Raw genomic sequence first — 12,944 nt, 5'->3', positions numbered from 1 at the left:
GAATATAATTATAACAGATTTTCAATTATGAGTCAAGTATCTTGTTCTCTGAATTTTGCAAAGCATTATAAGCACTTCAAGATTACTTAAAATTATCCACTAAGTAAGTGAACAGAAAAAACCGAAATATGTAACGAAAAGTAAAATATCTAAAAACCTATTCCCTGTTCCCTTGTCATAACGACAATTTTTAACGCCCACTTACTTAACTTTGTTACTATTATTTACCTACAATTCTCCTCCCAGTCACCAGTCCTAGTCACCAATCCCCCTATCATGGTAGTGTAATCCGAATCATTATTTAGAGGTATTCCTTACCTCAAAAAAGACATATATAGACGAAAATTGATCCTCAGAATTATCTGCAAGTAAATCAAACACACGGATAACTATGTTAGAACAAGGCACTATCAGTATCCATACTGAGAATATTTTCCCAATTATCAAAAAATCTCTCTATTCAGATCATCAAATTTTCTTACGGGAACTGGTATCCAACGCAGTAGACGCGATCCAAAAAATCAAAATGGTTTCCCGTGCAGGAGAATACAACGGAGATATCAGTGAACCAGAAATTACCATTGCCATTGATAAAGATAAAAAAACCCTCTCCATTTCTGATAATGGCATTGGAATGACAGCAGAGGAAGTCAAAAAATATATTAACCAAGTTGCGTTTTCCAGTGCGGAAGAATTTATTCACAAATATGAAGGAAAAGCCGATCAACCAATTATTGGACATTTTGGTTTAGGTTTTTATTCCTCCTTCATGGTGGCGAAAAAAGTCGAAATTGACACTCTATCCTATAAAGAAGGTGCAACAGCAGTACATTGGACTTGTGATGGTTCACCAGAATTTACATTAGATGAATCTTCTCGCACCTCTCGCGGTACTACCATTACTTTAACATTAATGCCCGATGAGGAAGAATATTTAGAACCTGCGAGAATTAAGAATTTAGTTAAAACCTATTGTGATTTTATGCCAGTTCCCATCAAATTAGATGGGGAAGTTTTGAATAAACAAAAAGCACCTTGGCGCGAATCTTCTAGCAGTTTAACTAAAGAAGATTATTTAGAATTTTACCGCTATCTTTATCCTTTCCAAGAAGAACCTTTGTTATGGGTGCATCTAAATACAGATTATCCTTTTATTGTGAACGGGATTTTGTATTTCCCGAAAATGCGCCCTGATGTGGATGTCACTAAAGGACAAACAAAGTTATTCTGTAATCAGGTTTTTGTGAGTGATAACTGTGATGAAATTATTCCCCAATTTTTGCTACCAATGCGGGGGGTAATTGATAGTACAGATATTCCTTTGAACGTTTCCCGTAGTGCATTACAAGGCGATCGCACAGTTAAAAAAATCGGTGATTACATCGCTAAAAAAGTCGGCGATAGCTTGAAAGAATTATATCGCACCGACAAAGAAAAATATATCAACGCCTGGAAAGATTTAGGCACATTCGTTAAATTTGGTGTTCTCAACGATGAGAAATTTAAGAAACAAGTTGAAGACATCATCGTTTTCCGCACCACTGCCAAATTAGAAGCAGAAAAAACAGAAACACCCGCAGTAGAAGTACAATCTTCTGAGAGTGATGTTTGGCAAGATGTCACCCCAGGAAACACCACCAGCTTACCTTATACCACCCTCAAAGAATATTTAGAACGCAACAAAGAACGCCACGAAAATAAAGTTTTCTACTGCACCGATGAAGCGAGTCAAGCGACTTATGTAGAACTTCACAAAAACCAAGGTTTAGAAGTTCTATTTATGAACTCCTTCATTGATACCCACTTTATTAACTTCCTAGAAAGAGAATATCAGGACGTTAAATTTACACGGGTAGACTCTGACATTGATAACACATTATTAGATGATAAATCAGGGGAAATTGTAGACCCCACAACCAACAAAACCAAGAGTGAAATTATCAAAGAATTATTTGAAAAATCACTCAACAAACCAAAAGTTAATATTCGTACCGAGGCATTAAAATCAGATAATCCCCAAGGAACACCACCAGCAATGGTATTGTTACCAGAAATTTTGCGTCGTTTGCGAGATATGAACGCCATGATGCAACAGCAAAATGCAGAATTTCCTGAAGATCATATTTTGTTAGTAAATACCGCCCATCCTTTGATTCAAAACTTGTTAACCTTGAACCAAGGAAGTATTATTCAAGGTGATGGAGAATCACCCACAGAGCAGTTAACAAAAATGATTTGTCAGCACGTTTATGATTTAGCGTTGATGTCACAAAAAGGCTTTGACGCTGAGGGCATGAAGTCTTTTGTGGAAAGGTCTAATGATGTGTTGACTAAGTTAACAGAAAAAGCGAGTCAGTAAGTACAATATGTAGGGGTTTAGCAATGCCAAACCCCTATCTTGTTATTGCTGACAGAGGAAATTGAAATTGTCTGAATCAGAATGTCTGGTTACTGAGCGACTTGTACTGAGCCTGTCCTGAGCCTGTCCTGAGCCTGTCCTGAGCGGTGTCGAAGGGCGGTGTCGAAGGGCGCAGTCGAAGTAAGCCGAAGTAAGCCGAAGTACAGGATTTGAGGACTTACAGGATGATTTCTTTTTAAGGATTTTTTACAGGATTTGCAACAAAATGGTTTTAAATAGCTTTACAATTTAATTAAGTAAACAATATTTCAAGATGTAATGATATCTATTCCTATTACCCTAGAACAACTGATTGCAGTTGTAAAACAGTTACCACCAGATGAACAAGCACAGGTAGCAATGTCCTTACTTAAAGGGGATTTATCTTCAGATTTAACAGAATTACTACAAAAACAGTATGCTTTAAACTCTGATAGTGAGAATGTGAAAAGTTTAGCTATTTCAACTGATAAGAAACCGAAAAAGTATGATTTCTCTGATTTAATGGGGCGTTTAAATTGGCGAGGAGATGCAGTTGAAATGCAAAGGTCTTTAAGAGATGAATGGTGATAGTTATCTGTTAGATACAAATGCGGTTGTGGCTGTGTTACAGGGAAATACTCAACTGCTGCAAATATTACAAAACGCTGATTGGATAGGAATTTCCGTGATTAGTCAAATTGAATTTTTGGCATTTTCTGGTTTAAGTGAATTAGATTATCAGCTTTTTCAAGAGTTTATTCAGCGTGTGGAAGTTGTTGGTTTGTCAGCAAAAGATACGTTATTAATTGATAATATTATTAAAATTCGTCAGCAATATCGCTTAAAATTACCTGATGCAGTAATTACAGCAACAGCAATACAAAATACAGCGAGTTTGGTAACGGCAGACCAAGAGTTAATAAAAATACCTATTTTGACTGTAATTACTTGGTAATTCCATCAAAATTAATTCTTTCTCCTGACTCCTGACTCCTGACTCCTGACTCCTGACTCCTGACTCCTGACTCCTACTATATAATCATTGATAAACCTGAAAACAGGAAAACCCACCATGATCATCACCACCCAAGACTACCAAATCACTTGGGAAAAATTACCCGATGATTACATTCTTCCCGACGATCCTGTGGATAACATCTACCAACCCACCCAAGCCGCAGCCCTAACCGAAAGCCTCCAACTAGCAGGTAAACTTGCTGCCAATTGCCTTATAACTACGAATTATGGCATCTGTGCCACAGTAAACGGCAAAATTGTCGTTAAAGCCCCTGACTGGGCTTATATCCCCGAAATTCGCACAACTAAGCAAGAAATCTTTCGTAGTTATACCCCCCAACTACAGGGAGACATTCCGGTTATTGTCATGGAATTTATTTCTGATACCGATGGAACAGAATATTCTAGTAAACCAACTTATCCGCCTGGAAAATGGTTTTTTTATGAAAGAATTTTAAAAGTTCCTAACTACATTATTTTTGAACCAGATAGAGGAGACTTAGAAGTTTATCGCTTAGATAAAAATAGTGAACAATACCAAATAGAAACACCTGATCAAAACCAACGTTACTGGATAGAAGAAATCAAACTTTATCTCGGTATTTGGGAAGGTACAAGAGAAAATCTCACCACTAAATGGTTAAGATTTTGGGATGAACAAGGAAATTTGTTATTGTGGAGTTCCGAATTAGTAGAACAAAAACGACAGGAGATAGAAGTAGAAAAACAACGTGCTGAACAAGAAAAACAGCGTGCTGAAAGACTAGCAGCACAACTACGTGCAGCAGGTATCGAACCAGAAAACTAAAAGTAGGGTAGCCAACACCCACCAAATTATAAAATAAAACTCTTGTGGTGCGGGCATCTTGCCCGCTAATAGTATACTTGAGAAAAATCTGTTAACTAATCACAGCAATACATTCAATTTCTACCAACACATCTTTAGGTAAACGGGAAACCTCCACACAAGCACGCGCAGGGGCGGTATCTTCAGAAAAATACTTTGCATAAACCGCATTTACAGCAGCAAAATCTTTCATATCAGCTAAAAATACACCTGTTTTCACGACATCATTAAAAGTAGCACCAGCTTCTGTGAGGATAGCTTCAATATTTCTCATCACCTGTTCCGTTTGTTTGGTGACATCATCAGTATAAACCACATCACCCAAACGGGGATCAATAGCTATTTGGCCAGCGACAAACAGCATTTTCCCTGAAGCTACAATAGCTTGGTTATATGGTCCAACGGGTGCGGGTGCTTTATCGGTACGGATAACTTCACGAGTCATAATTTTAATCTCTTTTATCTCTTTTGGTAACGGTGCATCTGGTTTATTGAAGTCTAAATCAACATCTGTTGTATCAACTTCTCCATCTGGCATGATCGCATTTCCTCTTAAAATGGAAGGTTTTTAACCTTGAATGAAATAATTATCAATTATCAATTGTCAATTATCAATTGTCAATTGTCAATTGTTCATGGCTGCTAAAAAAGCCTTTTGACTCACATCTTTATAAACGGATTGTAAATAATTCATTGTCACATCACCCGCAGAAGAACTCACTGAATTTTCCTCATCTTTAGCTAGGGGAATTTTACCCAAAACGTCTAACACTGTCTCACCCACACTAGGAGAAATGACCACTAAAGACGATTCTAATGGCTCATTATATTGCCAAAAATTATCTGATTTTAATGACAATTGATGTTCAGAAATTGGTTTTTGAATTTCTGCTTTTTCCTGTTTGCTAGTCGTTCCCTCAGACTGATCTAAAAGTTTACTGCTGCGTAAATTTCGTAAATCACTAATAATTTTTTCTCTGGTGCGTCCTCGTAATTGAAATAAAACAAAAGGATCTTCACTAAAGCGATCGCCTAATTGATAATACACTGCCCCAATATGTTTACAAGGTACTGCTTTATCAGGACAGGAACATTTACTATGAACATCACCCAAGGTAAAAGGAAATAATGAAAGTCCGTTACTTGTAAAGACATCTTCAATATTTTGTGGCATTTCTCCCGCTAATAATTTAGCAGCAAAAATTGACTTTTGGGACATGGTTTCAATCACATAACCCCATTCTTCATCACTAAAAGCATCTAGGAACAAAGAAACTTTATAAGGTTCTACTTCACTACCTTGAACCCGTGCTAAAACCTTCGCACCTTTAAATTCAATACTCAAAACATTGCCTTGTCGAGAATAATTTCTCGCCCTTTCTAACCGCTTTTTAAAGCGATAGGAATCCAATAAATCTAGCCATCTTTGTGACCACCATTCTCTGCTTGCTTGTAAATTTTCTTGACTCATAATTAAAAAGTTGGGATCAGAGTATATGTTAGATTTAGGACTTACGTAAGATTGGACTAAAAGCCGGATTCTGACGTAGGGGTAATTCATGAATTACCCATACTTGCGTTCTGTTTTGCGTAAGTCCTGAGATTAAAGATTATCTAACCACTGTTGCAAATCTGCTACTGTATCTAAATCAAATATTGCCTCTCCCAGAGATTCCAGGATTTCTATGTTTAAACTTCTAATTTTTGTTGCTAACTCTAAATCAATTTCTCCAAATTTTCTATTAATTTGACGGAAAATTAAATTTTTTTCTCTTTCAATACCTCTTTCAATACCTCTTTCAATTCCTTCTTCCATCCAACTGGTAACAATTTGCATAACTTCCTCCTTTTCCTCTGTTATTAATGTACCTAGTTCTGTTTGAAATTTCTCTTTTTCTATTTTATTTAATCTCAAGTATGTGTCAATGAAACCTGATATTAATTGCATTTTGGCAGGGTTTAATTTTAAGGTTACTAACAACCTTAAACATTCTGCTTTAACTTTTGGTCTGTCCTCTGGTGCTATGTTCATTTTTGACATCAAAGCTGATGCAACTGGATTTGGACTGGTTAAAAAATCCCGCCAGTTGAGTTGATTCAGTTGCACTACTTGATAATTAAATTTTAACACTTGAAAATCAGGAAAGTTGATTTGATAGTTATTTATGGCTACGGTTTTCGGTGAGTCATAGGAAAATATCACTATCGGATATATTGGTAAGTCCAATTTTTCATCTAATCTGGCAAAATAACGAAACATTCTTTGATTAAATTTTGGTCTTGCACCTGATTCGGCTTCAATATGAATCACAAAATAAGAAGGTTGACCTAAAAATTTAACTTTCGCTATCAGGTCTGTTTCATATTTATCTCCTGCGGTAACATCAGTAAATATTTCTTTGTCTAAGAATGTAATTGATTTCGTGTCTATATATTCGAGAACTTGAGGAAAGAATAATTCTATAAATTCCACGAAAAAGGTTGATATTAGTTCTTTAAACAAGCGGTCATGGTCTATATTTTCTGTCATATTTTCTTTAAACTTCCTCGTCAGTATTCAGACTTTTTAATTTTAGGAATGTCATCTACATCTGTTTCTTTTTATTCTTTGTCCTTCAATCTTTCAGGTACATAACTGATTCCTGTACGGGCAACCACGGGGGGTTTGTCCCTACAACTCCTATTCCTCATCTTCATCAATTATCGCATTTCTGTCCAATAATAATAAATCACGTAATTGATCTGTATCAAGTTCTGTTAACCATTCTTCACCAGCACCAACCACCTGTTCTGCTAATTGTTTCTTACTTTCAATCATCTCATTAATTTTCTCTTCTAAAGTTCCAGTACACACAAATTTATGAACCTGTACATTCTTAGTTTGTCCAATTCTAAAAACTCGGTCTGTAGCTTGATTTTCCACCGCAGGATTCCACCATCTATCAAAATGAAATACATGATTTGCCCTGGTTAAATTTAAACCCACACCACCAGCTTTTAAAGACAAAATCATAATTGGTGGTCCTTGGGGATCATGTTGAAAACGATCAATCATTTCTTCTCGTTGTTTTTTACTGGTGCTACCATATAAAAAGAAAATTTCCCTGCCTAAACGTTTTTCTAAATAGGGTTTTAATAATTTACCCCATTCGGCAAACTGAGTAAAAATTAAAGCCCGGTTTTCTTCTGCCACAACTTCTTCTAACATTTCTTCTAGACGTTGTAATTTTGCAGAATGATGTTTTGCTAAATTTGACTCTTTTAAAAATTGTGCTGGATGATTACAAATTTGTTTGAGTTTCACCAACAAACCTAAAATCATACCCCGACGTTGTAAACCTGCTGCTGATTCAATTGCCATCAAAGATTCGTCTACCAACTGTTGATATAATTCCCCTTGTTCAGCAGTTAAACCACAAAATACCGTCATTTCTTGCTTTTCTGGCAGGTCTTGAATAATTGATTTATCAGTTTTCAAACGTCGTAAAATGAAAGGCTGCACCAAAGATCGTAATTGTCCTAAAGAAGCAGTATCACCATACTTTTCAATAGGCATGGCAAAACGTCTTTGGAAAAATTGTTTATTACCCAAATATCCAGGGTTGAGAAAATCTAAAATAGACCATAATTCCTGCAATCTATTTTCTACAGGTGTTCCAGTTAAAGCAAGTCTAAATGTAGTGTCCAATTTTCGCACAGCTTGAGATTGTTTAGAATCAGCATTTTTGATATTTTGGGCTTCATCTAAAACAACTATTTGCCAATTCATGGTTTTTAATAAATTAATATCTCGCTGTACCAATGAATAGCTAGTAATTACTAAATCGTATTTATTTACTGTGGCAGTAAAACTTTTACCTTTGGGGCGTTTATCACCATGATATTCTAAAACTTTCAATTTAGGGGCAAATTTTTTAACTTCTTTTGCCCAATTTCCTAAAACCGAAGTGGGACATACTAAAAGCGTCGGGTTTTCTAATGCGTCTTTTTCTTTGAGATGCAGGAGAAAAACAATAAATTGTACCGATTTTCCTAGTCCCATATCATCCGCTAAACAAGCACCTAAACCCCATCTTTCTAAAAATGCTAACCAAGCTGCACCCCGTTCTTGATAAGGTCTTAATTTACCTTGAAAATTGTCAGGTGTTGGTAAAGGTTGAATATCTTGATTATTAGTTAAAGTCCCTACTAATTCTTGCAATGCGCCGGAAGCATCAAAACTCACAACAGGTAATTTTTCAATCACTTGAGTATCACCGGTACTAATTCTTAAAGCATCTTCTAAAGATAAAGATAACTGTTCTTTACGAGATGTAAAAAAGTTTTGGGCAGTTTTAATATCTTGGTTTCTTAGTTCTACCCATTCACCGTTAATTTCTACTAAAGGACTATTTAAAGCTACCAGTTTATCAAACTCAGCTTTAGAAATTGTCTGTCCACCAATTGCTAATTGCCATTGAAAGTTTAACAAACTTTGTAACCCCAAACGTCCTGATTTTTGCTTGGGAGGTTCGGCATTAATTTTCAAACCTAAACGATTAGCCCAACCTTCACGATTTGCTAAACTTGGTGGTAAAATTACCCCTAAGCCGCTATCTTCTAATCTCCAAGTTACAGTTTTAATAAATTCATAAGCTTGCATAGGAGTGAGGTGACAAAATTCAGGAGATTCTGTTTCTAAACTAGGCGCAATCACGGGATATAATCGAGAAGCTAAACCCAAACCCCGCAAAAATGTTTCCTGTGGTTGTTCAATTTGACGATGTTGATAAACTAATGTTTTTACTGGATGACTCCAAATAGTATTAGCATCTATTAAAAATTCTGAATCATCCGCTGCTTGGAGAAAATAAGCTAACTTCCAATCTGTTGTTTCTGCTGCTGGGGGATGGAGTTGAAAACAAGTCCTAAATGCAGCTTTTCCTGTTAATTGATATTGTAAAGGTAAAGTCCATGCTTTCAGGGCTGATTCTAATCTTTCTACTCCCATTGCATCAGCATTAATTTGATTTAATCCTTGATTTGATGCACTCGTTAAGGACTGTAACCACTGCTGTACCGCAGATGGTAAGGACATCATTAATCTATTATCAATGGGAGATTGAGAACCAACCATTTCTCGAATTTGGGCATCTATGATATTGTTGAGAAATGCCAAAATTAATCCTTGCGGTTCTCCAGGTAAATCAACTATTAATTTACTGCTAAAATCTTCTCTATCTGGTTGATAAGTACGACAAACTAACGGCATTTTCGCCGCAAATTTTTCTAAACGAGTAGCATCTATAGCACTATCTAAAAGTACCTGCCATTTACCAACTAGAGAATTATCTGGATTTTCTATAATATTCGGTAAAAACTTACAACGGGCAATTAAATCTAAACTCCATCGCGCCATTTGTAACCAAAAACGCAAATCTCCACCTAAAAAAGCATCTTTATTATCTGTTGAACTCAAGGGTAAATTTGAGAGAAATTTAATGGCAGCACTGGGTGGGAGACAAAAACCTTCAATTTTCCAAGGTTGTAAGTATTTTTGTGAATTTTTCTCAATCTCTAAACTAGCAGAATTTATGGGAGAAATAGCAGATTCTGTTTCTATAAAATTAGTTGGTAAAGCAATAATTTGTGAGTATGTTGGTAAAGTCTTTTCTGTTTTATGTGCTGTTTTACGTCCTTTGATTGGAGTAACAGCAGATGGAGATGTTGCAATATCTTGAATATAATTAGAAATTTCTAAATTATTGACTGCTAACCATTCCCTCAACTCAGTTGGAGTCATTGCCAAAGGATTAAGTGGGATTTCATCGGCGGTAATAGATTCCAGATTAATCTGGGAACTTCGCCAAGTTTCTCCCCAAATAAATAAACAATTATCAGTATAATTTTGCCCTTTATTTAACCAAATACCGTGTAAAATTGCCATATTTCTCAGATGCTAATTGTTTTCAGGAAATAATAGGGAATAGGAAACAGGGAACACTTCGACAAGCTCAGTGCATCGCAGGGAACAGGGAACAGACTTGAAGTATTGTATTGTATGATTTTTTGTGTAAATTTTATATCTCATGCAAGTGCATACTGCTATGTAAAAAAAATTATATTTGAGAATTTATATCGGACTATTCAACAATTCAATGTAACTCCTTAACTCCTATTTTTTCTTACTGTCACCCGTCACCTGTCCCCAGTCCCCAGTCCCCAGTCACCTGCCCCTTGAATCTAGTCTATGAAACTAATATATCTAAAAGAAGCCGTCTATATAGCATAAATGTTAGGATTGCCACAGAGAGAGAATAGCGTGCATAGAAGGAAAAAAAACTGAATGGCAGAATTTGAGAAGTCAATATCCTTTGATGGACGGGATATTCGACTGAAGGTAGGACTGTTAGCCCCCCAAGCGGGTGGGTCGGTGTTGATAGAATCGGGGGATACTGCTGTTTTAGTGACAGCTACAAGGTCAGAAGCCAGAGAAGGCGTTGATTTTCTTCCCCTGACGGTAGATTATGAAGAAAGACTGTATGCAGCAGGAAGAATCCCTGGTGGGATTATGCGCCGTGAAGGTCGTCCACCTGAAAAAGCGATTTTAACTAGCCGTCTGATTGACCGTCCTTTGCGTCCTTTGTTTCCTTCATGGTTACGGGATGATTTGCAAATTATTGCTTTCACCTTGTCAATGGATGAACAAGTACCGCCAGATGTGTTAGCTGTAACTGGCGCTTCTATCGCTACTCTTATTGCCCAAATTCCTTTTAATGGACCAATGGCAGCAGTGCGGGTAGGTTTAGTAGGTGATGATTTCATTATTAACCCCACCTATGCGGAAATTGAAGCGGGTGATTTGGATTTAGTAGTTGCTGGTTCACCTGATGGTGTGATCATGGTGGAAGCAGGAGCAAATCAGTTACCAGAGCGAGATATCATCGAGGCCATTGATTTTGGTTACGAAGCAGTGCGGGATTTAATCCAAGCACAGCTAGATTTAGTTGAAGAACTGGGTTTAAAACTCGTCCAAGAAGAGCCACCGGAAGTAGATCAAACATTAGAAAACTATATCCGCGATCGCGCCAGTGCAGAAATTAAAAAAATCTTGGCTCAATTTGAGTTAACCAAAAACGAGCGTGATACAGCTTTAGATGCAGTTAAGGATGAAATCAAAGCGGAAATAGAAGCCTTACCCGAAGAAGATCCCATTCGTGTAGCTGCTACAGCCGATAGCAAAGCCCTTGGTAATACCTTTAAGGATATCACCAAATATTTTATGCGCCGTCAAATCATTGAAGATAACGTGCGCGTTGATGGTCGTAAATTAGATGAAGTCCGTCCTATATCTTGCCAAGTCGGAGTTTTACCCCGTCGTGTACATGGCAGTGGGTTATTTAACCGGGGACTCACTCAAGTATTATCTGCTTGTACCCTGGGTACACCAGGAGATGCTCAAAATCTCAATGATGATCTGCAAATAGATCAATCTAAACGTTACCTGCATCATTACAATTTCCCACCCTTCTCCGTCGGTGAAACCAAACCCATGCGTGCGCCAGGAAGACGAGAAATAGGTCATGGTGCTTTAGCCGAAAGAGCGATTTTACCCGTACTACCGCCCAAAGAACAATTCCCCTACGTCATCCGCGTAGTATCAGAAGTGCTTTCTTCCAACGGTTCTACCTCAATGGGTTCTGTCTGTGGTTCTACTCTCGCCCTTATGGATGCGGGTGTACCCATTATCAAACCTGTCACCGGTGCAGCAATGGGCTTGATTAAAGAAGGCGACGAAGTGCGCGTTCTCACCGATATTCAAGGCATTGAAGACTTCTTAGGGGACATGGACTTCAAAGTTGCGGGTACTGATACAGGCATCACCGCCTTACAAATGGATATGAAAATATCCGGTTTGTCCTTGGACGTGATCAAACAAGCTGTTGAGCAAGCTAAAGCAGCCCGGTTACATATTTTGGAGAAAATGCTCCAGACCATCGACACACCACGCACCGAAACCTCACCCTTTGCCCCACGTCTATTGACGATCAAGATTGATCCAGAAATGATTGGTCTGGTCATTGGACCCGGTGGTAAAACCATCAAAGGAATTACCGAAGAAACTGGTGCAAAAATCGACATTGAAGATAATGGTACAGTCACCATTTCCGCAGTCGATGAAGGCAGAGCAAAGAGAGCAAAGAGCATCATTCAAGGCATGACTCGTAAACTCAATGAAGGGGATGTTTACATAGGTCGTGTAACACGGATTATACCTATTGGTGCATTTGTGGAATTTTTGCCCGGAAAAGAAGGCATGATTCACATTTCTCAACTTGCTGACTATCGTGTTGGTAAAGTGGAAGATGAAGTAGCCGTTGGTGATGAAGTGATTGTCAAAGTGCGCGAAATTGACAATAAAGGTAGAATTAACCTGACACGCTTGGGTATACACCCTGATCAAGCAGCTGCTGCGCGAGAAGCTGCGGCTACAAATCGTTAACAACGATTAAGGATTTTAGATTTTGGATTAGAGATCAATCGCAAATCTAAAATCCGCGATGCCTTATTTCAGCGGGCATCGCTGTATGATTTTTTAAATTATTTTTGAATAGATATCATGTCTGTTGGGGCTGGTGACTGGTGATTGGTGCTTGGTGACTGCTGACTGGTGACTGTTGACTGTTGTTTGGGAATAACCTTACCCATTACCCAATTCCC

The 12,944-nt window shown here is 37.6% G+C and carries 8 protein-coding genes and 1 pseudogene; 5 read left to right on the top strand and 4 right to left on the bottom strand.

Annotated features, from left to right (window positions below; all coding sequences use genetic code 11):
• Positions 1–391: 391 nt before the first annotated feature.
• The 4 genes from htpG to FFR48_RS18980 all read left to right on the top strand — a co-directional run bounded on the left by htpG (position 392) and on the right by FFR48_RS18980 (position 4,205).
• A complete protein-coding gene (gene htpG / locus FFR48_RS18995; RefSeq protein WP_137668449.1) occupies positions 392–2,359 on the top strand; it encodes a molecular chaperone HtpG in 1,968 nt (655 codons plus the stop codon).
• A 318-nt stretch (positions 2,360–2,677) separates the two neighbouring features.
• Positions 2,678–2,968, top strand: a complete 291-nt coding sequence (locus tag FFR48_RS18990) for a hypothetical protein (RefSeq protein WP_137668448.1) — start codon at positions 2,678–2,680, stop codon at positions 2,966–2,968.
• Positions 2,958–3,335 carry a type II toxin-antitoxin system VapC family toxin gene (locus FFR48_RS18985; RefSeq protein WP_137668447.1) on the top strand — a complete coding sequence of 126 codons (378 nt, stop codon included), beginning with the start codon at positions 2,958–2,960 and terminating at the stop codon, positions 3,333–3,335. The genes FFR48_RS18990 and FFR48_RS18985 overlap by 11 nt, the downstream gene beginning before the upstream one ends.
• 117 nt (positions 3,336–3,452) lie before the next feature.
• On the top strand, positions 3,453–4,205 hold the full coding sequence (locus tag FFR48_RS18980) for a Uma2 family endonuclease (RefSeq protein ID WP_137668446.1): 753 nt from the start codon (positions 3,453–3,455) through the stop codon (positions 4,203–4,205).
• A 91-nt stretch (positions 4,206–4,296) separates the two neighbouring features.
• On the opposite strand, the pseudogene FFR48_RS18975 reads toward FFR48_RS18980, so the two are convergent.
• From FFR48_RS18975 to FFR48_RS18960, 4 genes and pseudogenes are all read right to left on the bottom strand, one after another.
• Positions 4,297–4,689: pseudogene (locus tag FFR48_RS18975) on the bottom strand (RidA family protein); the annotation flags it as partial.
• A 180-nt stretch (positions 4,690–4,869) separates the two neighbouring features.
• Entirely contained in the window at positions 4,870–5,715 is an 846-nt protein-coding gene (locus tag FFR48_RS18970; protein ID WP_137668445.1) for an SWIM zinc finger family protein, read from the bottom strand.
• Positions 5,716–5,847: 132 nt separating this feature from the next.
• Complete coding sequence (locus tag FFR48_RS18965) at positions 5,848–6,774, bottom strand: DUF4351 domain-containing protein (protein WP_137668444.1); 927 nt, start codon at positions 6,772–6,774, stop codon at positions 5,848–5,850.
• A gap of 150 nt (positions 6,775–6,924) precedes the next feature.
• The gene (locus FFR48_RS18960) at positions 6,925–10,170 is read right to left on the bottom strand and encodes a sll1366 family intein-prone helicase (protein ID WP_137668443.1); all 3,246 of its coding nucleotides are present in this window, start codon (positions 10,168–10,170) and stop codon (positions 6,925–6,927) included.
• Between the two features lie 399 nt (positions 10,171–10,569).
• On the opposite strand from FFR48_RS18960, the gene FFR48_RS18955 reads away from it, so the two are divergent.
• Positions 10,570–12,726 (top strand): polyribonucleotide nucleotidyltransferase, encoded by a 2,157-nt coding sequence (locus FFR48_RS18955; protein WP_096566315.1) that lies wholly within the window; start codon positions 10,570–10,572, stop codon positions 12,724–12,726.
• Positions 12,727–12,944 lie beyond the last annotated feature (218 nt).

This window comes from Sphaerospermopsis reniformis, assembly GCF_005402885.1.
Classification (GTDB): Bacteria; Cyanobacteriota; Cyanobacteriia; order Cyanobacteriales; family Nostocaceae; genus Sphaerospermopsis; species Sphaerospermopsis kisseleviana.
This window is presented reverse-complemented; position numbering and strand designations above follow the sequence as displayed.

What these genes read in the sequence shown, in the direction of transcription:
- htpG (WP_137668449.1), top strand. Translation starts at nt 392, where the DNA reads ATGTTAGAACAAGGCACTATCAGTATCCATACTGAGAATATTTTCCCA.
- FFR48_RS18990 (WP_137668448.1), top strand. Translation starts at nt 2,678, where the DNA reads ATGATATCTATTCCTATTACCCTAGAACAACTGATTGCAGTTGTAAAA.
- FFR48_RS18985 (WP_137668447.1), top strand. Translation starts at nt 2,958, where the DNA reads ATGAATGGTGATAGTTATCTGTTAGATACAAATGCGGTTGTGGCTGTG.
- FFR48_RS18980 (WP_137668446.1), top strand. Translation starts at nt 3,453, where the DNA reads ATGATCATCACCACCCAAGACTACCAAATCACTTGGGAAAAATTACCC.
- FFR48_RS18970 (WP_137668445.1), bottom strand. Translation starts at nt 5,715, where the DNA reads ATGAGTCAAGAAAATTTACAAGCAAGCAGAGAATGGTGGTCACAAAGA.
- FFR48_RS18965 (WP_137668444.1), bottom strand. Translation starts at nt 6,774, where the DNA reads ATGACAGAAAATATAGACCATGACCGCTTGTTTAAAGAACTAATATCA.
- FFR48_RS18960 (WP_137668443.1), bottom strand. Translation starts at nt 10,170, where the DNA reads ATGGCAATTTTACACGGTATTTGGTTAAATAAAGGGCAAAATTATACT.
- FFR48_RS18955 (WP_096566315.1), top strand. Translation starts at nt 10,570, where the DNA reads ATGGCAGAATTTGAGAAGTCAATATCCTTTGATGGACGGGATATTCGA.